Raw genomic sequence first — 20,887 nt, forward strand, 5'->3', positions numbered from 1 at the left:
CTGATTTATAATGTTTATTTATTAAATTTATCAAGAAGTTTAAGAAAATAAAAAAGTTTATCAAAACAAAAAAAAAAAAAAACGAATTACAAAATAATGATAAAATAAGAATTTAAAAGAAAAATCCGTAAATTTGAGCTAAATTTACGGATTTAAATTTGCAAATTTATTAAGCTTTATAGTTTTTTACAAATTCGGCTATGCGTGAAATGCCTGTTTTTAGCTCGTCCATGCTACAAGCAAAGCTAACTCTAAAATGTCCGTCCATACCAAACCCACAGCCCGGCACAGTCGCTACTAGCGCATTTTCAAGCAAATTCATACAAAATTTCATACTATCTTTTTCGACCTTTGAGCAGTCGATAAATAGATAAAACGCACCGTCAGGTTTAACTACGCTTAGTCCGTCAATCGCATTTATCGCTTCTACGGCGTAATCACGGCGTTTCCCAAATTCTTTTCTCATTATTTCGATATAATCATCAGCTTCGCCGTTTAAAACAGGAATCGCACCTGCTTGAACTATGCTTGAAATATTGCTTGTGCTTTGGCTTTGAAGTTTTCGCATAGCTGCTGCTAGCTCATCAATCGCAGTCGCGCAGTATCCAAATCTCCAACCTGGCATCGCTCCACACTTGCTAAGTCCGTTTATAGTGATAGTTCGCCTAAACATATCTTCGCTGATACTTGCAACGGCTACAAATTTTTTATCAAAAATGATTTTTTCGTAAATTTCATCGGCTAAAACCAAAATTTCGGTGCCTTTTAGCACTTCTGCTATGCTTTCAAGCTCTTCTTTGCTATAAACTGCACCGCTTGGATTGCTAGGACTGCAAAGCACAAGGGCTTTTGTTTTTGGCGTAATTGCCTTTTTTAGCTCTTCTGCTGTGATTTTGTATCTATTTTCGGCTTTTGTATCGATGATGACAGGTTTTCCACCGCAAAATTTAACGATTTCAGGGTAGGTTACCCAGTATGGTGCAGGGATTATGACCTCATCGCCGCCATCTATAATACACTCAAAAATGTTAAATAATGAGTGTTTTGCGCCTACATTTGTGATGATTTGACTAGTTTTATAAGTTAAATTATTATCTCGTTTTAATTTACCGACAACAGCGTTTAAGATTTCATTTGTTCCAGGTATTGGTGTGTATTTACCGCAGCCTTTTTCCATTGCGTCAATAACGGCTTTTTTAGAAACTTCCGCCGTGTCAAAGTCAGGCTCGCCTGCACTAAAAATAACGACATCTTTTCCTTGTGCTTTTAGTTCTTTTGCTTTTGAGCTAATTGCGATTGTAAGGCTCTCGCTAAGTCTTCCTATGCGATTTGAAAGTATCATATTTCCTCCTAAATTTAGCAAACATTATTTATACCAAAATCGGCTTAAAAAATAGCTTAAATTCAGCAAATTTTAATGTTAATTTTTTAGCGAATTTAAGTAAGATTCATATTTTTTATCTAGCTCTCTATCTTTTATGCCAAGCTCGATATTATTGTCGGTTAGGCAATTTTCCAAATTTTCAATTCTGCCGATGAGATACTTGATAAGCTCTTTTGAAATATCAGGAATTTTATCGTGCGCAAACGGATCTTTTTCGCAAGTGCCGACAACTCGTGCAGGAACGCCAACGGCTGTGGAATTCGCAGGTATGTTTTTTACCACGACCGAATTTGCTCCGACCTTTGAATTTGCTCCGATTGTAATATTTCCTAAAATTTTTGCTCCCGCGCCTACGACGACGCCATCTTCAAGTGTCGGGTGGCGTTTTTCTTTTCCTAAACTAACTCCGCCAAGCGTAACACCTTGATAAATAAGGCAGTTATTTCCTATCTCGGCAGTTTCGCCGATAACCAAGCCTGTGGCGTGGTCAAAAAATACATTTCGCCCGATTTTAGCACCCGGATTTATATCAACCGCCGTAAAAATGCGCGAAACCCCAGAAATAAATCTTGCAAGGCGTTTGAAATTTCGCTCGTAAAAAAAGTGAGCAAAGCGATAGTTGATTAACGCCCAAACGCCCGGATAGCAAAAAAACAGATCGCAAATTCCGTTATACGCCGGATCTTGGCGTTTTGGTTCGGTAAAGTCTTCTTTTAAAATTTGCCAAAAACTCATTTTTTTCCTTATTGAATTGTTTTTAGATAGCTATTATCATTTAAAAATAGATAAAGTTCGCCTAAAATGTGCTTTTTCTGCTTTTCATCGACTAAATTTGACTTTTCTATTCTCTCATTTAGCGTATCGCGAATTTCATAAACATCATAATCCATATCTTCGAGTATATCGATAACTGATTGTGATTCTATTAAATTTTCTATTTCGTATCCGCCGTCTTTTAAAATCACAGTCGCTTCTGTCGGGTGTGCAAAAAGATTATGATTCATACCTAAAACTTCTTGATAGGCTCCCACAAGGAAAAATCCCAAAAAATACTCTTCGAGCTCAGGGTTAATATCGTGTAAAAAAAGCGGATTTGTTTTACTATCAAAGCCGATTTCGCCGTCGCTGTCGCAAGTAATATCCCAAATGGATGCCGATAAAGTAGGGCGCTCATCTAGCCTTTCAAGCGGCATAATCGGAAAATGCTGTCCCAAGCCCCAAAAATCAGGTAAAGACTGAAATAATGAAAAATTTACAAGATATTTTTCTTGCACTTCATTTTGAAATTTGATAAATTCTTCAAAATTTTGTTTATTTCCAAGCATAGCGTATGCTTTGCGAAGTATGAGATGAACGAGAATTTCGCCGTTTGAGCGATCTATTAAATCAACATAGCCCAAATCAAAAAGCGTTAAAACGCTTTCCATGTGGCTAACGGCGTCATGGAGATATTCGAGTGCATTTGACGGCTTTAAACTTTTATACAAATCATACAGCTCAGCGACCACAGGCGGATTTTCTTTTTTTAGAGCAAGTTTTGCTTCTGTGTATTCTTGTGTGAAAAGCTCTAACACAGGAGCCACCAAAACAGCGTGGTTCGCCGCTACATAGCGACCGCTTTCTATAAAAATGTCAGGCTGATCGACATTTTTTTGCTCGGCGATAGTTTTTAGTAAAAACACAACATCGTTTGCATACTCTTTTAGTGTATAATTTCTGCTTGTGGTTTCGTTTGTCTGCGAATATTCAATCGCCAAACCGCCGCCTAAATTTATCGATTTTAAATTTTTTGCACCCATTTTGCGTAGTTCGGCATAGATATTTCCGGCTTCTATCAAAGCTTTTTTAAGCGGGTGAATTTCAGTGATTTGCGAGCCGATATGAAAATGAATCATTGTAAATTTATCGATTAAATTGTTTTCTTTTAGCAAATTTATAGCTTCTATAAGTTCAGTCGAAGTTAGACCAAATTTAGAATTTATACCGCCACTTTTCGCCCAAATTCCGCTACCTGAATTGTGCAGACGAATTCGAAGCCCTATAAAAGGTTTTGGCGCAAAGCGTTCTTTTGCGGTTTGGATTATTGTTTCAAGCTCGTTTAGACCTTCGATTGTAAGCGTGATATTATGCCCCATTTCAGCGGCGATAAAACCGATATTTATAAGCTCTTTATCTTTAAAACCATTTACGGTAATTGGCGCATTTTCGTTATTATACGCCATAGCTAAAAGAAGTTCAGGTTTAGAACCGGCTTCTAGCCCGTATCCATAGGGCTTACCAAGCTCGACAAGATTTTTTACAAAACCGGGATATTGATTTACTTTTAGCGGATAAACTGCGTGAAATTTGCCTTCGTATTCGAATTCTTTTATCGCGCGATTAAAATTTGAATAAATATCGACAATTTGTTTTTTGATTAGGTGTGGAAAACGAAGCAAAATAGGGCCTCTTATTCCATCACTTCGAATTTCTTTTATAATATCGACAAGTGCCGGTTTGTAGTCTGAATTTATGCAAACTTTACCGCTATCAACCGTAAAATTCGAATTTCCCCAGATATTTAATCCATAATCATGCATTTTCAATCTCCGTTTTAATATTTGATAATTTTACCATTTTTTCTTGTTTTGTTACCAAATTTTTATACCAAAGCTCACCTTTTTGGGCTTCGTTTTCGCCCATGCAAAGGAAAATTTCGGCTTCTTTTGCGTCTGCGTTTTTAAGGTGTTTGGCTAAATTTTTTGCTTCGTAAGAGATTTCGGTTTTTATAAATTTGCGAAGTTCTTGTCCCAAAGCAAAAACTCTGTCGATATATTTTTCGTCCATCGCACAGATATAAACGCCGTCTCGCTCTTTTTTAGCTTCTTTTAACGATAAAATTTCCATTAGTCTTTCGATTCCGATAGCAAAGCCGACACCAAAAGTAGGGCGACCGCCAAGAAATTCTACCAAGCGGTCGTATCGTCCGCCGCCGCCGACTGCACTTTGAGAACCGATTTCATCACTGATAAACTCAAACGCAGTTTTACAATAATAATCTAACCCCCTAACAAGCTTCGCATCGACTTCAAATTTAACGCCATTCTCGCGCAAGATAACTTGTAGTTTTTCAAAATCTTTTTGGCAAGTTTCGTTTAGATTTTTGGTTATCAAAGGTGCATTTTGCAAGACTTTTTGACAATTTTCATTTTTGCAATCAAGCACTCGAATCGGATTTGTGGCAATGCGGCGCAAACAATCTTCGCATAAATTTGCTTTATTTGCGTCCAAAAATCGCACTAATTTTTCTTTGTATTTTGGCATGCACTCGCTATCTCCTAGTGAGTTTATTTTTAGCGTGGTGCGAATTTCAAGGCGATTTAAAATCTCATTTAGCATCAAAATCACACTTGCATCTTCATAAACGCTTCCTTGTCCGAAGCACTCTACGCCAAATTGATGAAATTCACGCAAACGACCTTTTTGCGGGCGTTCGTAGCGAAACATACTGCCAAAATAATAATATTTTCGCACACCGCCTGCTCTATCAAATTTATTTTCTATAAAGGCTCTAACCACCCCAGCTGTGCCTTCCGGTCTAAGACACACGCTAGTTCCGCCTTTATCGCTGAATTCATACATTTCTTTGCCGACAATGTCGCTACTTTCGCCCACACTTCGCTTAAAAAGTGCCGTCTCTTCGAGCTTTGGTGTTTCTATAAATTCATATCCGTAGTTTTTTGCGACTTGTTCGCAAATTTGGACTATTTTTGTGTAAAGTTTTGCTTTTTCGTCAAACAGATCGTTCATTCCGCGAAGTGCTTTTATCATTTTATAAACTCCTTGATTTTTTCGTGAATTTCATATATTTTTTCTACTGCATTGATTGTTAAAAAGTCTAAATTTAGGGCTTTTAGGCACATTTGCATATTTTCTTGGACTTGCATAAGATATGAAATTCCCCGTTTTTCGATACGATCAAATTCTATATTTCTCTCTTTTAATCGCGCCATTAAATCATTTTCGCTGATTTTAAAAAATATAAATTTATCGCCAAAATCGTTTTGCAGTGCGATTTTATTCAAATTTACAAGCTCGTTAAAATCTGCATCTTTATCATTTGCCAAAGCATAAGAAATGCCTGAGATAAAGCCGCGATCGCATAAAATAAGCTCATTTTTATTTGGTTTTACGACTTTTTCGTAATGCTCGGCTCGATCAGCCAAAAATAGAAACATTTCTGCATTTTTTGATTTTATTTCATTTTTTTCGCCGTTTTCATTTAGTAAAATTTTGCGTAAAATTTTACCAAATTCGGTTCCGCCCGGTTCTCTTGTGAGAATTGCATTTGGATAAATTTGCTTTAAAAGCTCCATTTGCGTGGTTTTTCCAACACCGTCGATTCCTTCGAATGTAATTAGCAACTCTTATCCTTTTAAATACGGCAAAATTTCATTTGGAACCAAATGCGAAACATCGCCGCCATGTCTAAAAATAGTGCGGACAATCGAACTTGAAATAAAGGCATTTTTTAGACTTGGCATAAGATATACGCTTTCAAATTCGCTCCAAAGCGAGTTATTTGCATAGCCTAGTTGAAGTTCGTATTCAAAGTCGCTAACCGCCCTAAGACCGCGAATTGCAAATTTAGTATTTAGGCTTTTTGCTAAATCAACAAGCAGGTTATCAAAACCCATGACTTCGACATTTGGCATATCTTTAAGTGCTATTTTTACCATTTTTACACGCAAATCAAGGTCAAAATACGGACTTTTGCTCTCACTTTTTGCCACCGCCACATAGACTTTATCAAAAATTCCCAAAGCCCGTGTTATAATATCAACATGTCCGTTTGTAATAGGATCAAAAGTCCCCGGATAAATGCACGATTTCATCATTTCCACCTTTTATAAATTTCATTTTCAATATTTAATAAATCAAGCCACTTTCCGATTATAAAATTTTTTAAATCACCCAAATTCTCGCAGTTTGCGTAGTTTGCAACCACAGGTGGCGCGATTATTACGCCTAAATTTGCTAATTCGCTCATTTGGCGAAGCGAAATAGGGCTAAATGGCATTTCCCTGACACCTAGAATCAGCTTTTTTTGCTCTTTTAGTGCAACCGCGGCGGCTCTTGTGATAAGCGTATCGCAAATTCCGTTGGCGATTTTTGCAAGAGAATTTACAGAGCACGGCGCTATTATCGTTTTTTCTATACCAAATGACCCTGATGCGACACTTGCGCTAATGTCGTCATTATCAAAAAAAATGACATTTTTAAATTCGTTTTGGTTAAATTTGATATTTTCTTCTTTTTGTAAAACTATTTTTGCATTTTGGCTTACGATTGCGTAAATTTCGTGATTTGTATTTGATAAATTTTGTAATAAATCAAGCCCCAAACCAGCAAAACTAGCACCGCTAATGCAAACTAAGATTTTCATTTTTGAGATCTTTTAAAAAAGGAAGTGGAGCGGGAAACGAGAGTCGAACTCGCGACATCGACCATGGCAAGGTCGCGCTCTACCACTGAGCTATTCCCGCAAAAAAAGAAATGTGATTTTACTAAAATTTTTCTCATTTGTCAATATGCCTTTAAAATTTTTATTAAATCGCCGTTATTTAGGCACTCTTTACCAAGCGGAGTTAAAAAAACAAAGCTAGAATTTGCTAACGGAGAAATCATAAAAGAGCTAAATTTATCAAATTTTGGGATAAATTTACCTTCATTAAATTCGCCCAAAATCAAATTTACTCTTTTTGGGCTAAATTTTAAATTTCCTTCCAAAACGGCGTCAAATTCGATATTTTTAAAGTGCAAATTTCCGCTTAAATACCTTAAAATCGGCAAAATAAAAACAAGCGATAAAATATAAGCCGCCATAGGGTTTCCGGGAAGAATAAAAAATAGTTTTTCGCCATTTTTGAAGCATTTCATAGGCTTTCCGCCCGGTTTTAAATTTACTCCATTTAAAATATTTTCAAAGCCAAGTTCTTGTGCTACTTTTTCCATAAAATCGGCTTCTCCGACACTAGCACCGCCGCTTGTGATAACTATATCATAATTTTCAAAAATTTTTTTCAAAGTATCCAAAACCACGCCATAATCATCTTTTATAATGCCTAAATTTTCGCACTCAAAGCCGTTAGATAAAAGTAGGGCAGATACGCCATGAGAATTTGCATCAAAAATGCCAAAATTACCAGCCTTTTCGCCTAAATTCAAAAGCTCATCTCCGCTTGAAAATAGGGCGATTTTGGGTTTAGTAAAAACTTCTATTTTGCTTACGCCCTGCGAAGCTAAAAGCATGATTTTTGTCGGAGTTAAAATTTCGCCTTTTTGTATGAGAATTTCGCCGTTAGCGAATTCTTCGCCCATTTTTCGGTGTCCGTCGCCAAATTTTGGATCTTTTGGCATTTTTAATTTTCCATTTTCAAATTCGGCATCTTCAAGGCGAATTACCGAATTTGCGCCTTTTGGAAAGGGTGCGCCGGTCATTATTTTTTGTGCTTCGTTTTCTTTTATTTCATAAATTTCTTTGCAACCTGCAAAAATAGTAGGTTCTACTGGTTGCAAAAATTCGCCCTTAAATGAGACATTATAGGCATATCCGTCGAGTGCAGAGTTATCAAAAACGGGCGAATTTCGTAATGCCTTAAAGCTCATAGCTAAAACTCGTCCCAAAGCTACATTTAAATTTACAAATTCGCTTTTTAGGTTTGAATTTAAGCACGAGATTACCGAATTTATCGCTTCATCTAAGCTTTTCACTCTTCAAGCCTTTCTATTTTTGCGCCAAGTTTTCGAAATTTCTCTTCGAGTTTTTCATAACCACGATCTAGATGATAAATTCTATGCACCTTTGTCGTGCCGTTTGCTACAAGAGCAGCCAAAACAAGCGCAGAACTAGCACGCAGGTCAGTCGCCATAACATCGGCTGAATTTAAAGCTTTGCCGTTAATGGTGGCGATATGCCCGTTTAGTTTAATATCGGCTCCCATGCGTGAAAGTTCGCTGACATGCATAAAGCGATTTTCAAAAAGCCTTTCGTCGATGACACTTGTGCCCTTAGCCACACACGCTAGTGCCATAAATTGCGCTTGCATGTCGGTCGGAAAGCCTGGATATTCAGCAGTTGTGATTTTAACAGGTTTTATTATTTCAGGTGGCAAAATAGTGATTTTATCGTCATTTATATCAAATTTAAAACCCATATCTTCAAATTTAGCCAAAACCGCACCCAAATGATTTGGATTTACGCTAGTTACGGTAATTTTTGATTTTGTAATGGCACCAGCGCAAAGGTAGGTTCCAGCTTCTATGCGATCGGGAATTACGCTGATTTCTTTTATATCAAGTAGCTCTCCGCCGCTTCCTTGTATCGTTATTTCATCGGTTCCGACACCGCTAATCTTTACTCCTGCTTCTACCAAAGCTTCGCAAAGTGCAACCACTTCTGGTTCTTTTGCGGCATTTATTAGCTTTGTTTCTCCGTGCGCTAGGGCTGCTGCCATGATGATATTTTCCGTTCCTGTAACGGTTACTTTATCAAAAGATATATTTGCGCCCTTTAAACCGCCTTTTGCATCGCAAACGACATAGCCTTCTTTAATGTCGATTTTTGCGCCCATTTTTTCTAATGCACTTAAATGCAAATCAATAGGTCTAGCCCCAATCGCGCAACCCCCCGGCAAACTTACTTCACAATGCTCAAATCTAGCAAGAAGTGGTCCAAGAGTTAAAATCGAAGCTCTCATTTTGCGAACTATGTCATAAGTTGCTTTTGTCGAATTTATAGATTTTGTATCGATTTTAGCGTGATTTGGCGTGATAAATTCAAATTTTGAACCCAAATTTGAAAGTAATAAAATAAGTGTTTTTATGTCAGAAACATCGGGCAAATTTTTAATATTTACTTCATTTTTAGATAGTATAGTAAGCGCGATAAGTGGCAATGCAGCGTTTTTTGCACCGCTGATTTTCACTTCGCCGCTTAGGCTGCTTCCGCCTTGAATTTGTAAGTAATACATAATCTCTCCAAAATAAAAAATCCTATAATTATACAAAATTTAGCTTATAAATTAACCATTTCATTATTTTTTTATGTTAAAATCGCTTTCGTGAAAACTAAAATTTAGGAATTTGATATGTTTAAATTTGTAAATTTATTTCTTTTTGCGACACTTTTTATCGGCTGTTCGCTTTTTAAAAGCCCGTATAATGATATAAGTGAAGCTGAATTTTTTGAGTTAGATAAAGAATTTGAAGCACTGCTTTTAGCTCAAAGCCCGGAACAAAGGGCAAAAAAACATGCTGGTTTGCTAGAAAGTATTGATAAATATATCGGCACGAAAAAGGGCGGGGATTGTAGCGGATTTATAACCGTGCTAAATAATGAGCATAAGTCGGTTTTTTTTGATAATAACGAACTAAATAAATTTTACACAAATAAACGCAAAACTCAGGCGATTTTTAATTATTATAGAAACAAAAAACGCCTAAGCAACGAAAAACCACAAATCGGTGATTTGGTGTTTTTTCAAAATACGCTTCGCACAAATAAACATAAAATAAACGGTGAGATTAGCCATATCGGCGTTATTCGTGAAATTTACCCTGACGGAAGAATTCGTTTTGTGCATAATACGCGCGGAAAAAATAAAAGTGATTATATGAATTTAAATAAGAAAAATATCCATTTAAACGGCAAAAAAATCGAAAATAGCTATATAGTTGTTTGTAAAAGAAATGATAAAAGCTGTCTTACTTCAAATCGCTTCGCAGGATTTGGGAAAGTGAATTAAAATTTCCAAATAAAATATAACTTAAATTTATCAAATTTTAAGTTATATTAAGCCTTAAATAAGTAAAATAACAAGTTTTTTAAAATAAAATTAAGGCATAAAAAAGGCATTTTAATGGAAAATTTAACCAAATTTGTAACCGAACTAAATTCATTTATTTGGGGACCGTATTTTTTGATTACTCTGCTTTGTGGTACCGGAATTTACTTTACAATCAGACTTAAATTTGTTCAAATTTTTAAATTTAAACAAGCTTCAAAAAGACTTTTTGGAGATTTTTCACTGCACGGCGAAAAGGCAGGAAAGCACGGTATGAGCTCATTTCAGGCAATTACTACTGCGATTGCAGCACAAGTCGGCACGGGAAATTTAGTGGGAGCTTCAACAGCGCTCATTATGGGTGGTCCGGGAGCTATTTTTTGGATGTGGCTTGCTGCATTTTTTGGTATGGCGACAAATTTCGCTGAAATTTGCTTAGCACAAGTTTATCGCCAAAGGGATAAAAGCGGTCATCTAATAGGCGGTCCTGCGTTTTATATTTCGCAAGGAATCGGCGGTAAATTTGGCAAAATTTTGGCTATATTTTTTGCTATTGCTATTATTTTGGCACTTGGTTGTATGGGAAATATGGTTCAAGCAAACGCCATAAGCGATGGATTTAGCAAGGCTTTTGATATAGATAAACGCTTTTTTGGCGCACTTTTAGCCATAGTTTGTGGTGTGATTTTTATAGGCGGTGTTAAGACTATCGCAAGAGTTGCTGAAAAAGTAGTGCCGTTAATGGCGATTTTATACATTATTGTTGGGCTTTGTATAATAGGAGCAAATATTTCTGAGCTTCCAAACGCATTTGTGCTTATTATTAAAGCAGCTTTTAATCCCTCTGCTGCGTGGGGTGGCGTAACGGGAGCTAGTATAGCTGCTGCTATGCGATACGGCGTGGCTAGGGGACTTTTTAGTAATGAAGCAGGTATGGGCTCAACCCCGCACGCTCACGCAGTCGCACAGGTAAAACACCCAGTAGATCAAGCAATGCTAGGCGTTATAAGCGTTTTTATCGATACTTTTATAGTTTTAAATATTACCGTTTTTGTGATTTTAACTTCCGGCGTAGTAAGCTTTAATGCTGACGGAACGGCAGTTTTTAGTGGAATTGCGCTTGTGCAAGAAGCCTTTTCTTCGCACCTTTTGGGAAAAAGCATTGGTTATAGCTTTGTAGCAATTTGTCTTTTGTTTTTTGCATTTACAACGATTATGAGCTGGTATTATTTCGCTGAAATCAATGTTCGCTATCTATTTGGACCAAAAAGCATTATATTTTTGCAAATTTTAGTTATCGCCTTTGTCTTTACGGGTTCGCTTCTTAAAATCGACCTTGTTTGGGAATTAGCTGATCTTTTTAACGGACTTATGGTTATTCCAAACTTGATTGCTATTTTGTTGCTTAGCGGAACGGTTGTAAAGCTTTTAAAAGATTTTAACGACGCAAAAGAATATAACCAAAATGACTATATAAAAAGATAAACTTTGTCGTATCGCCCAGCGATACGACCTTAAATTCTTACAATATTTCTTAATTTCATCTAACAAAAAATTATAATGCTTTAATTTAGGCAAATTTTCAACTAAATTTGAATAAAATATCAAGTTTAAAAGGATAAAATATGAGCGAAAAAGAAAAAGTTGTTCGTTTTAGCGTATCGCTTCCTAGCGAACTTTTTGTCGAATTTGACAAGCGGGTTGAAGCGCTTGATTATTCATCAAGAAGCGAATATGTGCGTGATTTAATCCGCGAAAAAATGGTGCAAGATGAGTGGGATAAAAAAAGCAAAGAAAAAATGCTTGGAGTGCTTTGCATTGCGTATTCGCATCATCAAGGTGATTTGGTTTCGCAAATGTTAGAACTTGAACACCACGCAAAAGTGGAAATCATCTGCACAAATCATCTGCATGTCGATCACGATAATTGCTTAGAAGTGCTAAATTTGCGTGGCACGGCCGATGAAATCGAAAAATTTAGCGCTAAAATAGCAGGTTTAAAGGGTGTTAAATTCGCAAAATTAACAAAAGTTGCCATAACAAAGGCTTAATAAATTCGGCGAATTTAATGATTTTATGCCGATACTTTGCAAATTTGCAAATTTAACGGCTTATGCCGACGATTTTTTGTGTTGTGAAGTAAATTTTCAGCGAGATAAGCCGTCTGGCTATCGAGCTGAAAATTTGCAAACTCACAAAAAAGCTAGGCTCATATAATTTTAAAAAAAGGACATAAAATGTGTAAAGATTGCGGTTGTTCTATCTCGGGACACACTCACAGCCACACGCACAGTGACGGCACTACGCACACTCACGAGCATAACCATGCTCATACTCACTCTCACGGGCATTCGCACGATCACAGCCACGACGGTCATTCGCACGGCGAACACGCCCACCCGACATTAAACGAACAAAAAACGATTGATGTTATAACAAAAATTCTCTCTGCAAACGATGCCGAAGCAGCGCATATCAGAGAGCATTTCGACGAAGACGGGATTTTGTGTATTAATTTAATGAGTAGCCCTGGAAGCGGCAAAACAACGCTATTAGAAGCTACTATAAAAAGCGGTAAATTTAATATTGGCGTAATCGAAGGCGATTTAGAAACCAACCGTGATGCCGATCGCGTCATTAAAGCTGGTGCAAAAGCTCATCAAATCACCACAGGACAAGCCTGTCATTTAGACGCTTTTATGGTGCATGAAGGGCTTCATCACCTTGATACCAACGGGCTTGATTTGATTTTTATCGAAAATGTCGGAAATCTCGTCTGCCCTGCAAGCTACGATGTCGGCGCACACGCAAATGTCGTGCTTCTAAGCGTAACGGAAGGAAGCGACAAGGTCGCAAAATACCCTGTAATGTTTCGCGCAGCGGATTTGGTTGTGGTAACCAAACACTCGTTAATAGAGCATTTTGATTTTAGCGTTAGCGAAGTCGAAAAAGAAGTCAAAAAACTAAATCCAAAAGCCGCCGTTATCGCACTTGATAGCAAAACAGGTGCCGGGCTAGAAAAATGGCTAAAATTTTTGGAATTTAAAAAGGAATTTAAATAATGTGCCTTTCAATCCCGTCAAAAGTAATCTCAATCGATGAAAATAATTTCGCAACCGTTGAAACGCTTGGCGTTAGGCGTGGCGTGAGCTTGGATCTGATCTCTGAACCTGTGAGTGTTGGGGATTTTGTGCTTATTCATGTTGGCTTCGCAATGGAAAAAATCGACACGCAAATCGCCTTAGAGAGCCTGAAAATTTACGAGCAAATCGCCGAGCAAATGAATAACGGCGAAATCGATACAGATGACGGCGATATGGGCTTGGCAAATTTCAAGGGCTAAATTTAAATGTATAATCCGCTTTCAAGCTTAATGGAATTTGACGCAGAGCTTTTAAGAGCCACGATTGATGATTTAAGGCGAGATTTTAAGCTTTGCGTGAGCGAGAGCGAAGACATAGGCGATGAAACGCACTGCTACGGCAACTTTGCAGAAATCGTAGGCTTTATGCACTGGCACATGTTGGCACCTTATGGTGCTGCGATTTATCATGGCGTTAGCGAAAAATACAATGACGATGTTTTTAACACTGAAAACATACAAAAATACGATTTGACAGAAGCTTTGGCGGTTTTTGGCAAAGTGCTTTACACTGAGCGGTATCATGGAAATTTGACATATGGTTTGTGTGAAGACGGCGTTATGGTGAAACTTTTGGAGCAGTTTTATGGCGAGCTTGTGAAATTTCAAAGCAAACCGATGAATAAAATCAAAAAAGTAATAGCCGATTTTAGGGGATTTTTGAGAGTAGAATGGGCTCGTTTTATAGGAAAAATAAGATTAAAATTTTCTAAGGATTAGAAAAAATGAGAAGAAAAGATAGAGAATTAAGCAGGAGTGAAGCTTACGAAATCATTGACAATGCCCAATACGCCGTATTTTCGTGCGTGAAAGATGACGGCGAGATTTTCTCAATACCGCTTTCAATCGTGCGTGAAAATGATAGCATTTTTATACATGGTGCGACAAAAGGAAGCAAAGCCGAGCTTTTCACTGGCGGACGCGATGTGAGCGTGGTTTGCGTTAGTTTTAATGCTGTGCCAAATTTAAATGACGCCGAATTTGAAGCGATAAAAAATAACCCAAAAGAGCTTGGAAATAAGGTTTTTACGACCGAATACAAAAGCGTAGTTGCAAAAACAAAAGCGTATGAAATCACGGGCGAAAAAGCGAAGTTAGAAGCCTTGCGAATTTTAAGTGAAAAATATTGTGCGAAATTTATGAGTGCTTACGAGACGGCGGCTTTGAGTGCGTTAAATCATACAAAAATTTACGAATTTAAAATTTACGAAATTACGGCGAAAGCGAAAATTTTAAAGTAGGAAAATATGGATTTAATCAAAGATTTTAGAGATAAAAAACTGATTTTAGGACTTAGTGAAGCGATTAAGCAAAAAAGCAAAAAGCCTATAAATATAATGGAAATTTGCGGCGGTCATACGCACAGCATTATGAAATTTGGGCTTCCTGCGCTCGTGGGCGAGAATATAAACTTCGTGCATGGTCCTGGCTGTCCTGTGTGCGTAATGCCACGAGCTCGCATTGATGAAGCTATTGCGTTAGCAAGTCAGGACGGCGTGATTTTTTGCACTTTGGCTGATATGCTAAGAGTCCCAGGAAGCACCACAAGTCTGCAAAAACTGCGTGCGGACGGAGCCGATATACGCGCACTTTATAGTCCGCTCAATGCCCTAAAAATCGCCGTTGATAACCCAGATAAAAATGTCATTTTCTTTGCGATTGGCTTTGAGACGACCACGCCGATGAGTGCGGTTTTGGTGGATAAAGCGATAAATTTGGGGCTAAAAAATCTATTTTTTCACATAAATCATGTAACCGTCCCGGCTCCTGTGGAAGCCATTTTGCAGGGCAATGACGCCAAAATCGACGCGTTTTTAGGACCTAGCCATGTCAGCGTCATCACAGGAAGCAAAATTTACGAAAATATTGCCACAAAATACAAAAAACCAATCGCCGTGAGCGGTTTTGAGCCGCTTGACATTATGGCTGGTGTGCTAAATTTGGTAACTCAGTTTGAAGCTGGTACGCACGAAGTCTATAACGAATACGACCGCGTGGTTAAGGCTGACGGCAACAAAACTGCGTTAAATTTGATAGATAAATATTTTGAAATTTGCGATTTTTCGTGGCGAGGGCTTGGCGAAATCCAAAAAAGCGGTATGAAACTAAAAGCTGAATTCGCTGAATTTGACGCGAGAGTGAAATTCGCTGAAATTTTGCAAAATTTGCAAAGCAAAGGCGAAAATAGGGCGTGTATCTGTGGAGAAATACTGCGTGGCAAGGCAAAACCTTATGATTGCAAGGTTTTTGGCAAGATCTGCACCCCGCAAAACCCGATAGGCTCGTGCATGGTAAGTAGTGAAGGCGCGTGTGCTGCGTATTTCAAATACGCACGAAATTCATAAAATTTTGCGTAAAATTTTACAAAATAAGGATAAATTTTGAAAAAAACGATTTTACTTAGCCACGGTGGTGGTGGCGAAGAGATGAATAAACTCATAAATGATACGATTTTTAGGGCATTTGATAATGAAATTTTGCGTGAGTGCAACGACAGCGCGATTTTGCCAAATTTCGGTGGCGAGCTAGCTTTTACGACTGATTCGTATGTCGTTACGCCGATATTTTTTAGCGGTGGCGACATCGGTAAAATCGCAGTTTGTGGCACGATAAACGACCTTTGCATGGTGGGGGCAAAACCGCTTTTTATCAGTGTGGGTTTCATCATCGAAGAAGGGCTGGAATTTGCCGAATTTGAGCGAATTTTAGCTTCCATTGCCGACACGGCAAAGCAGTGTGGCGTAAAAATCGTCTGTGGCGACACCAAAGTCGTCCCGCACGGCAAATGCGACAAGATTTTCATAAACACCAGCGGAATAGGGCAAATTCTTTCGCCAAACATAAAGGCGAAAAATATCAAAATCGGCGATAAAATCTTGCTTAGTGGCGATGTGGGCAGACACGGGGCTGTGATTTTGGCCGCCAGAGATGAGCTTTCGCTTGAAAGTGAGCTTAAAAGCGACTGCAAACCGCTAAACGGCGTAGTAGGGGAGTTACTAGCAAGTGGCGTGAAAATAAGTGCCATGCGAGATGCTACGCGTGGGGGTTTGAGTGCAGTTTTGAACGAATTTGCCGAGATTTCTGGCAATGAAATTTTGGTTTTCGAAGAAAAAATCGTAGTTTGCGATGAAGTCGTGGGCGTGTGCGAGTTGCTAGGTTTTGAGCCTTACGAACTGGCAAACGAAGGCACTTTTGTCGCAGTCGTTGCTAACGGCGATGAAGCAAAAGCCTTAGAAATGTTGCGTAAATTTGATAAAAACGCCGAAATCATCGGCGAAGTAACAGGCACGGCAAAATCGCAAAATAGGGTGATAATCCAAAATGCGTATGGCTCAGGGCGATTTTTGGAGCTTCCAAAGGGTGAGCTTTTGCCTAGAATTTGCTGAAATTTAAAATTCAGTATCAAACGATACTGACCGAACAGCAAAAACAAAAGGATAAATTTGGAAAACGAAAATTTAGAAAATAAACCAAATGTCAAAAAATCAAATTTACGAAATTATGACGAAAATCCGATAATTATGAAAGATTATGGGATTTCTGTAAATATTTTTTCGGTTGTATTATTTGTTTCTATTAGTCTTATAGGTTTATTTTTTGGTTTAATAAGACTTCAAAAAGAAATATTTTTGCTAATTTTATATTTTCCAATATTTAAATTTATCTTTGACGGATATTCGGAGCGTAAAAATAGCCATTATTATTTTGAAAATTCAAAAATTACCCACGCAAAAAATAAATATCTCCCAATACAAGAGTTAAATTTAAACGATATTAAAGAAATAGAAAAAGTTACTTATGCAATTTCGCCATACGACAACGAAAAAGCAGAGTTGCCCTTTCCTAGATGGCTTGGCATTGCCTGTGTTATTTTTATGGGTGTGATTTATGTTGCTTATTTTATTTTAATAGGAACTTTAAACGAGCTTTTGTTTTTTATATTCATCATTGCACTAGGTATATTTATTATTTTTATTCCAACTATTTTTCATCAATATTTATTAGGCGAAAGACATTTTAGAATTCGTGATACATTAAAAATTAAAACAAAAGATGATGAAGTAATTAAAATTTATATCCCTACGCAATCGCAATATAATGAAATTCGAAAGTATTTTATTTATAAAACGGGAAAAGATATAAATAAAATGCAAAAAAGTTTTTTTGAAAAAGAAATTTAATGACAAATTTTTAATAAGGATACAAATGCACGAAATGTCGATAGTGCAAAGCCTAGTAGAGCTTTGCGAGAAAAATTTAAACGAAAATGGTGGCGGAGAAATCAAAGAAATCGTAGTCAAAGTAGGCAGGCTAAGTGGCGTGGAAGCGCATTATTTGCAAAGTTGCTACGATGTGTTTAGGCAGGGCACGGTCTGCGAAAATGCCGAGCTAAAAATCCATATCCAAGATGTCGTTATAGAGTGCGAAAAGTGCGGATACAACGGCGTTTTGGACCAAAACAACTTCATCTGCCCAAAATGCGGGAGCAGAAATTTAAAGGTAACCGACGGCGAAGATTTGTATCTAATGCAACTTGTGATTGAATAGGTGCGCTATGGATTTAAACGAATTTGAGAATTGCAAAATTTTTATAAATAACGAATATAAGGGATTTTGGGTTATTGAGGGCTTATTTGAAGATGAAAAAGAGTTGAAATTGATTATTTCACAGGATTATAAATTAAAGTTGCCGAGTAAATTTATACCAAAATTTATAGAAAATACAATTTTTAGCTTTTGCTTTGATAATGGGGAATATTTTGATTGTGTTTTGGATTATCGCAAGAACGATGAAATATATTTCAAAACAATTTAACTATTTTTTCTGATACAAACTAATTTTTTTAATAAATTTTGCAAATTATATTGTGCGAGAGTAGCCGAAAAGAAAAATACAAAAAAGTTTGAAAATTGCAGTTTTCAATACAAAATATTACGAAATTTGGCGTTTTGCGACTTGCGGTCGTATCTTTGCTATCGAAAAACGATTTTTTGAAAGATTGCCAAATTTGTAAATTCCAAGTTAAGAGCCTAAAAATTTTCCAAATTCGGCATAGTATTTGACAATGCAAAAAATTCAAAAAAATCAGTTTTCACAATCTTTATTTGAAATTTCAACTTCTATGAATTTAGCAAAGTTTTTTGTCGAATAGTTATAGTGTATGGCAATATTGTTTGTGCGATAAGGCTCAAATTCAGGCATACCGCAATACATTGATTTAAGCATATTTTTCACGGTTGTCGCATTTTGAGCCTTTTGCTCTGCATTTGCTGTTTCGATTGCGGCAGAATACTTAGCTGAATAGGCGAAATCATAGATAAGTGTGTCGTTTTCGCATTTTGCACTTTTGAGCGTTAGCATTTCATTTGAGAATTTTGCTTGTAGCTCTTGTTTGACAAAATCTAGTTCGCAAACATTTTGGGCATTTATTTTGCCTAACCCGCTAAAAACAATAATGCCTAAAAACGCCGTTAAAAAAAGTTTATTCATAAATTTTTCCTTTCAAATTTAATCGAGTTTAAATTATAACAAATTTGCTTTTGGATTGTGATAAAAGATTTTTTCACCGCTATTTCGCGAGATTTGGCTGAAATTTTGAGTTTGGAATTTTACACCCAAACACGAGCTTGGCGGAAAACTCTCTATCTCAAAATCAAAGCATAAAAAATCAGCTGTAAGAGCGATGGTTGGGTTATGAGCGACGATGAAAATTCGCTCAAATTTATCATTAAGTTGCTTTATAAAATTTAGCATTTCGCTCTGACCTGATTCGTAAAGCTCGTCATTTGTGATAAATTTGCCGTTAAATTTTAATTCGTTTGCGATTATTTGGGCTGTTTGGACTGCCCTATTTGCGCCACTTGTGATGATAACGCTAGGCAAAATGCCGTTTCTAGCGAATTTTTGGGCTAAAATTTTTGCCCCTTCTCGCCCTATTTCGTTTAAATTTCGCACAAAATCGCTACCAAAGTTTGCCTTGTTGTGACCACGACCACTTAAAAATTTATCTCCAAATTCATCACAAAAAATTTGCAAATTCTCAGCCGTTGCGATTTTTTCGGTTTTTGCGTGTCTTATAAAATAAATTTTTTTCATTTTTGTCCTTTAAATTTGTCCTTGCAACTCTTTGATTTTTTCTATCTCTTTTGGCGAGTAACCGGCTTTTAGCCTAGCTTTTTCATTTATCATGCGAGTGGTTTTGTAAGCTTTTGGGTAGTGTTTTTGCACGATTTCAAAGAAAATATCATACGAAATTCCAAGTCGGTCGCACTCAAATTTAAACCATTTGTCGCCCTTAGCTGCGTGCGAAATTTCTTCATTTAAAATCACTTCTAAAAGTGGCTTCAAATGCGATTTTTCTGGGTTTTTATCAAGTTGCGAAAGCAAGTAAAAATTCGCATCCAGCCCACCTGCTTCAAGATGCCTTGGCACTACCGCCATACGCTCCAAAAGCGAATTCTCGGTCTTTTTCAACGCTTCAAAAAGTCCGTCATGAACGCTAAAATCGCCGTATTTAAAGCCTGTTTTTTCTAGCTCAGCATTTATCATATCAAAATGGCGAATTTCATCACTTGCGACTTCAAGCCAGTCTGCATAAAATTCGTGCGGTAGCCCTACAAAGCGATAACACGCATCAAGCGCAAGGTCGATTGCCGAGAATTCGATATGCGCCACAGAGTGCAAAAACAGGGCATTTTTATCCACACTTTGTTTTTTGAGATTTTTATTTTTTATCTTTATATCTTTTACTTGCTCGATTTTTAAAAATTTTGCATAAAACGGCTCGGTAAGTGGTTTTGGGCTGAATTCTTGCTCAAATTCAACTTCATTTACGCAAAATTTTGCGTAAAATTTTGCAAATTTTTCCTTTTTTTCTGCAACGCTGCCGGCTTCTAAAATCTCTTCTATACTTTTAAAAAATTCCATATCTCTTCTTTAAAAATCCGTATCCATAACCAACTAAAAAGCCAAGTATATGGGCATACCACGCTACTTTTAAACCTACAAGCAGTGGCGCAAAACTCATTAGTAAAATCGCCACAAAAATGCCTTTTGCGTTGCGTTTATCATAACACGCCAAAACGCCAAGAAGCGCACAGATTACGCCACTTGCGCCAACCATATTTACAATGTTTCCGTTTTTTGCGCTTATATAGATAAAAATCAAACACAAAAGCGAAGTTAAAATCCCCGTTATAAAATACATAAGCAGGAATTTTTTCGTCCCAAAAACTCTTTCTAAAATGCTTCCAAACTGCCACAATACCGCCATATTCATAGCGATATGAAAAATTCCGCCGTGCATAAACATAGTCGTTAAAAGTTGCCAAAAAAATCCCTGAAAAAAGAGAAAATTTAGCCCAAAAATCATATATAAATCGTATTTAAATTTAATAATTTCGCAAAGCAAAACTATTAAAAAAACTGCGATATTTGCGATTATCAAACCAAGTGTTGCTTTTGCGCTATGAATTTCAAAAGAGTTTAAAAACACTATTTTCCTTTAAATTTTTTGATAAATTTAGCACGAATTT

At 37.0% G+C, this 20,887-nt stretch carries 26 protein-coding genes and 1 tRNA gene; 13 read left to right on the plus strand and 14 right to left on the minus strand.

All coding sequences use genetic code 11. The features are described from left to right. Window positions 1-169: 169 nt before the first annotated feature. From PF028_RS02105 to murA, 10 genes are all read right to left on the minus strand, one after another. Window positions 170-1,342 carry a pyridoxal phosphate-dependent aminotransferase gene (locus PF028_RS02105; RefSeq protein WP_270861315.1) on the minus strand — a complete coding sequence of 391 codons (1,173 nt, stop codon included), beginning with the start codon at window positions 1,340-1,342 and terminating at the stop codon, window positions 170-172. Between the two features lie 78 nt (window positions 1,343-1,420). Continuing rightward, entirely contained in the window at window positions 1,421-2,119 is a 699-nt protein-coding gene (gene cysE / locus PF028_RS02110; RefSeq protein WP_270861316.1) for a serine O-acetyltransferase, read from the minus strand. 8 nt (window positions 2,120-2,127) lie between these two features. Beyond that, entirely contained in the window at window positions 2,128-3,963 is a 1,836-nt protein-coding gene (gene speA / locus PF028_RS02115; protein WP_270861317.1) for a biosynthetic arginine decarboxylase, read from the minus strand. Then, a complete protein-coding gene (gene hisS / locus PF028_RS02120; protein ID WP_270861318.1) occupies window positions 3,956-5,194 on the minus strand; it encodes a histidine--tRNA ligase in 1,239 nt (412 codons plus the stop codon). The genes speA and hisS overlap by 8 nt, the downstream gene beginning before the upstream one ends. Beyond that, on the minus strand, window positions 5,191-5,787 hold the full coding sequence (tmk, locus tag PF028_RS02125) for a dTMP kinase (RefSeq protein ID WP_270861319.1): 597 nt from the start codon (window positions 5,785-5,787) through the stop codon (window positions 5,191-5,193). The genes hisS and tmk overlap by 4 nt, the downstream gene beginning before the upstream one ends. Window positions 5,788-5,790: 3 nt before the next feature. After that, the gene (coaD, locus tag PF028_RS02130; protein WP_270861320.1) at window positions 5,791-6,261 is read right to left on the minus strand and encodes a pantetheine-phosphate adenylyltransferase; all 471 of its coding nucleotides are present in this window, start codon (window positions 6,259-6,261) and stop codon (window positions 5,791-5,793) included. Beyond that, on the minus strand, window positions 6,258-6,809 hold the full coding sequence (locus PF028_RS02135) for a UbiX family flavin prenyltransferase (protein WP_270861321.1): 552 nt from the start codon (window positions 6,807-6,809) through the stop codon (window positions 6,258-6,260). The genes coaD and PF028_RS02135 overlap by 4 nt, the downstream gene beginning before the upstream one ends. Before the next feature lie 25 nt (window positions 6,810-6,834). Continuing rightward, window positions 6,835-6,909, minus strand: a tRNA-Gly gene (locus PF028_RS02140). A gap of 40 nt (window positions 6,910-6,949) precedes the next feature. Next, window positions 6,950-8,137, minus strand: coding sequence for a molybdopterin molybdotransferase MoeA (locus PF028_RS02145; RefSeq protein WP_270861322.1), 1,188 nt, complete (start codon window positions 8,135-8,137; stop codon window positions 6,950-6,952). After that, on the minus strand, window positions 8,134-9,396 hold the full coding sequence (murA, locus tag PF028_RS02150; protein ID WP_270861323.1) for a UDP-N-acetylglucosamine 1-carboxyvinyltransferase: 1,263 nt from the start codon (window positions 9,394-9,396) through the stop codon (window positions 8,134-8,136). The genes PF028_RS02145 and murA overlap by 4 nt, the downstream gene beginning before the upstream one ends. 117 nt (window positions 9,397-9,513) lie before the next feature. Here murA and PF028_RS02155 point away from each other — a divergent pair, with 117 nt between their 5' ends. The 13 genes from PF028_RS02155 (at window position 9,514) to PF028_RS02215 (ending at window position 18,167) form a co-directional block, all read left to right on the plus strand. After that, window positions 9,514-10,170: an NlpC/P60 family protein gene (locus PF028_RS02155; protein ID WP_270861324.1), complete on the plus strand. Its 657-nt coding sequence runs from the start codon at window positions 9,514-9,516 to the stop codon at window positions 10,168-10,170. A gap of 114 nt (window positions 10,171-10,284) precedes the next feature. Next, window positions 10,285-11,694, plus strand: coding sequence for an alanine/glycine:cation symporter family protein (locus tag PF028_RS02160; RefSeq protein WP_270861325.1), 1,410 nt, complete (start codon window positions 10,285-10,287; stop codon window positions 11,692-11,694). Between the two features lie 140 nt (window positions 11,695-11,834). Beyond that, complete coding sequence (gene nikR, locus PF028_RS02165; protein ID WP_270861326.1) at window positions 11,835-12,260, plus strand: nickel-responsive transcriptional regulator NikR; 426 nt, start codon at window positions 11,835-11,837, stop codon at window positions 12,258-12,260. Between the two features lie 25 nt (window positions 12,261-12,285). Then, window positions 12,286-12,426: a hypothetical protein gene (locus tag PF028_RS02170; protein ID WP_270861327.1), complete on the plus strand. Its 141-nt coding sequence runs from the start codon at window positions 12,286-12,288 to the stop codon at window positions 12,424-12,426. A 20-nt stretch (window positions 12,427-12,446) separates the two neighbouring features. Then, complete coding sequence (gene hypB, locus PF028_RS02175; protein ID WP_270861328.1) at window positions 12,447-13,271, plus strand: hydrogenase nickel incorporation protein HypB; 825 nt, start codon at window positions 12,447-12,449, stop codon at window positions 13,269-13,271. Continuing rightward, window positions 13,271-13,552 carry a HypC/HybG/HupF family hydrogenase formation chaperone gene (locus PF028_RS02180; RefSeq protein ID WP_270861329.1) on the plus strand — a complete coding sequence of 94 codons (282 nt, stop codon included), beginning with the start codon at window positions 13,271-13,273 and terminating at the stop codon, window positions 13,550-13,552. Before hypB ends, PF028_RS02180 begins: the two co-directional genes overlap by 1 nt. 6 nt (window positions 13,553-13,558) lie before the next feature. Continuing rightward, window positions 13,559-14,071, plus strand: a complete 513-nt coding sequence (locus PF028_RS02185; RefSeq protein ID WP_270861330.1) for a hypothetical protein — start codon at window positions 13,559-13,561, stop codon at window positions 14,069-14,071. Window positions 14,072-14,076: 5 nt separating this feature from the next. After that, window positions 14,077-14,592 carry a pyridoxamine 5'-phosphate oxidase family protein gene (locus PF028_RS02190; RefSeq protein WP_270861331.1) on the plus strand — a complete coding sequence of 172 codons (516 nt, stop codon included), beginning with the start codon at window positions 14,077-14,079 and terminating at the stop codon, window positions 14,590-14,592. 6 nt (window positions 14,593-14,598) lie between these two features. Then, entirely contained in the window at window positions 14,599-15,696 is a 1,098-nt protein-coding gene (hypD, locus tag PF028_RS02195; RefSeq protein WP_270861332.1) for a hydrogenase formation protein HypD, read from the plus strand. 36 nt (window positions 15,697-15,732) lie between these two features. Beyond that, window positions 15,733-16,737 carry a hydrogenase expression/formation protein HypE gene (hypE, locus tag PF028_RS02200; protein ID WP_270861333.1) on the plus strand — a complete coding sequence of 335 codons (1,005 nt, stop codon included), beginning with the start codon at window positions 15,733-15,735 and terminating at the stop codon, window positions 16,735-16,737. Window positions 16,738-16,872: 135 nt separating this feature from the next. Next, entirely contained in the window at window positions 16,873-17,532 is a 660-nt protein-coding gene (locus tag PF028_RS02205) for a hypothetical protein (RefSeq protein ID WP_270861334.1), read from the plus strand. A gap of 25 nt (window positions 17,533-17,557) precedes the next feature. Further along, complete coding sequence (gene hypA / locus PF028_RS02210) at window positions 17,558-17,899, plus strand: hydrogenase maturation nickel metallochaperone HypA (RefSeq protein WP_270861335.1); 342 nt, start codon at window positions 17,558-17,560, stop codon at window positions 17,897-17,899. 7 nt (window positions 17,900-17,906) lie between these two features. Next, entirely contained in the window at window positions 17,907-18,167 is a 261-nt protein-coding gene (locus PF028_RS02215; protein WP_270861336.1) for a hypothetical protein, read from the plus strand. A gap of 270 nt (window positions 18,168-18,437) precedes the next feature. Here PF028_RS02215 and PF028_RS02220 read toward each other — a convergent pair whose 3' ends face one another. From PF028_RS02220 to PF028_RS02235, 4 genes are read right to left on the minus strand one after another with little or no spacing between them, the layout of a single operon-like run. Then, window positions 18,438-18,842 carry a hypothetical protein gene (locus PF028_RS02220; RefSeq protein ID WP_270861337.1) on the minus strand — a complete coding sequence of 135 codons (405 nt, stop codon included), beginning with the start codon at window positions 18,840-18,842 and terminating at the stop codon, window positions 18,438-18,440. A gap of 33 nt (window positions 18,843-18,875) precedes the next feature. Next, window positions 18,876-19,448: a SixA phosphatase family protein gene (locus tag PF028_RS02225; protein ID WP_270861338.1), complete on the minus strand. Its 573-nt coding sequence runs from the start codon at window positions 19,446-19,448 to the stop codon at window positions 18,876-18,878. 9 nt (window positions 19,449-19,457) lie between these two features. Further along, window positions 19,458-20,279 (minus strand): ferritin-like domain-containing protein, encoded by an 822-nt coding sequence (locus PF028_RS02230; protein ID WP_270861339.1) that lies wholly within the window; start codon window positions 20,277-20,279, stop codon window positions 19,458-19,460. Next, a complete protein-coding gene (locus tag PF028_RS02235) occupies window positions 20,266-20,724 on the minus strand; it encodes a rhomboid family intramembrane serine protease (protein ID WP_270861360.1) in 459 nt (152 codons plus the stop codon). The genes PF028_RS02230 and PF028_RS02235 overlap by 14 nt, the downstream gene beginning before the upstream one ends. Window positions 20,725-20,887 lie beyond the last annotated feature (163 nt).

This window comes from Campylobacter sp. CN_NE2, from assembly GCF_027797465.1.
Taxonomy (GTDB): Bacteria; Campylobacterota; Campylobacteria; order Campylobacterales; family Campylobacteraceae; genus Campylobacter_B.

Coding starts and splice junctions, on each gene's coding strand:
- PF028_RS02155 (WP_270861324.1), top strand. CDS start 9,514: ATGTTTAAATTTGTAAATTTATTTCTTTTTGCGACACTTTTTATCGGC.
- murA (WP_270861323.1), bottom strand. CDS start 9,396: ATGTATTACTTACAAATTCAAGGCGGAAGCAGCCTAAGCGGCGAAGTG.
- PF028_RS02135 (WP_270861321.1), bottom strand. CDS start 6,809: ATGAAAATCTTAGTTTGCATTAGCGGTGCTAGTTTTGCTGGTTTGGGG.
- cysE (WP_270861316.1), bottom strand. CDS start 2,119: ATGAGTTTTTGGCAAATTTTAAAAGAAGACTTTACCGAACCAAAACGC.
- PF028_RS02225 (WP_270861338.1), bottom strand. CDS start 19,448: ATGAAAAAAATTTATTTTATAAGACACGCAAAAACCGAAAAAATCGCA.
- coaD (WP_270861320.1), bottom strand. CDS start 6,261: ATGATGAAATCGTGCATTTATCCGGGGACTTTTGATCCTATTACAAAC.
- PF028_RS02160 (WP_270861325.1), top strand. CDS start 10,285: ATGGAAAATTTAACCAAATTTGTAACCGAACTAAATTCATTTATTTGG.
- PF028_RS02190 (WP_270861331.1), top strand. CDS start 14,077: ATGAGAAGAAAAGATAGAGAATTAAGCAGGAGTGAAGCTTACGAAATC.
- hypA (WP_270861335.1), top strand. CDS start 17,558: ATGCACGAAATGTCGATAGTGCAAAGCCTAGTAGAGCTTTGCGAGAAA.
- hypB (WP_270861328.1), top strand. CDS start 12,447: ATGTGTAAAGATTGCGGTTGTTCTATCTCGGGACACACTCACAGCCAC.
- hypD (WP_270861332.1), top strand. CDS start 14,599: ATGGATTTAATCAAAGATTTTAGAGATAAAAAACTGATTTTAGGACTT.
- PF028_RS02205 (WP_270861334.1), top strand. CDS start 16,873: ATGAAAGATTATGGGATTTCTGTAAATATTTTTTCGGTTGTATTATTT.
- PF028_RS02215 (WP_270861336.1), top strand. CDS start 17,907: ATGGATTTAAACGAATTTGAGAATTGCAAAATTTTTATAAATAACGAA.
- PF028_RS02220 (WP_270861337.1), bottom strand. CDS start 18,842: ATGAATAAACTTTTTTTAACGGCGTTTTTAGGCATTATTGTTTTTAGC.
- speA (WP_270861317.1), bottom strand. CDS start 3,963: ATGCATGATTATGGATTAAATATCTGGGGAAATTCGAATTTTACGGTT.
- hisS (WP_270861318.1), bottom strand. CDS start 5,194: ATGATAAAAGCACTTCGCGGAATGAACGATCTGTTTGACGAAAAAGCA.
- PF028_RS02230 (WP_270861339.1), bottom strand. CDS start 20,279: ATGGAATTTTTTAAAAGTATAGAAGAGATTTTAGAAGCCGGCAGCGTT.
- PF028_RS02180 (WP_270861329.1), top strand. CDS start 13,271: ATGTGCCTTTCAATCCCGTCAAAAGTAATCTCAATCGATGAAAATAAT.
- PF028_RS02105 (WP_270861315.1), bottom strand. CDS start 1,342: ATGATACTTTCAAATCGCATAGGAAGACTTAGCGAGAGCCTTACAATC.
- PF028_RS02235 (WP_270861360.1), bottom strand. CDS start 20,724: ATGATTTTTGGGCTAAATTTTCTCTTTTTTCAGGGATTTTTTTGGCAA.
- PF028_RS02185 (WP_270861330.1), top strand. CDS start 13,559: ATGTATAATCCGCTTTCAAGCTTAATGGAATTTGACGCAGAGCTTTTA.
- PF028_RS02170 (WP_270861327.1), top strand. CDS start 12,286: ATGCCGATACTTTGCAAATTTGCAAATTTAACGGCTTATGCCGACGAT.
- nikR (WP_270861326.1), top strand. CDS start 11,835: ATGAGCGAAAAAGAAAAAGTTGTTCGTTTTAGCGTATCGCTTCCTAGC.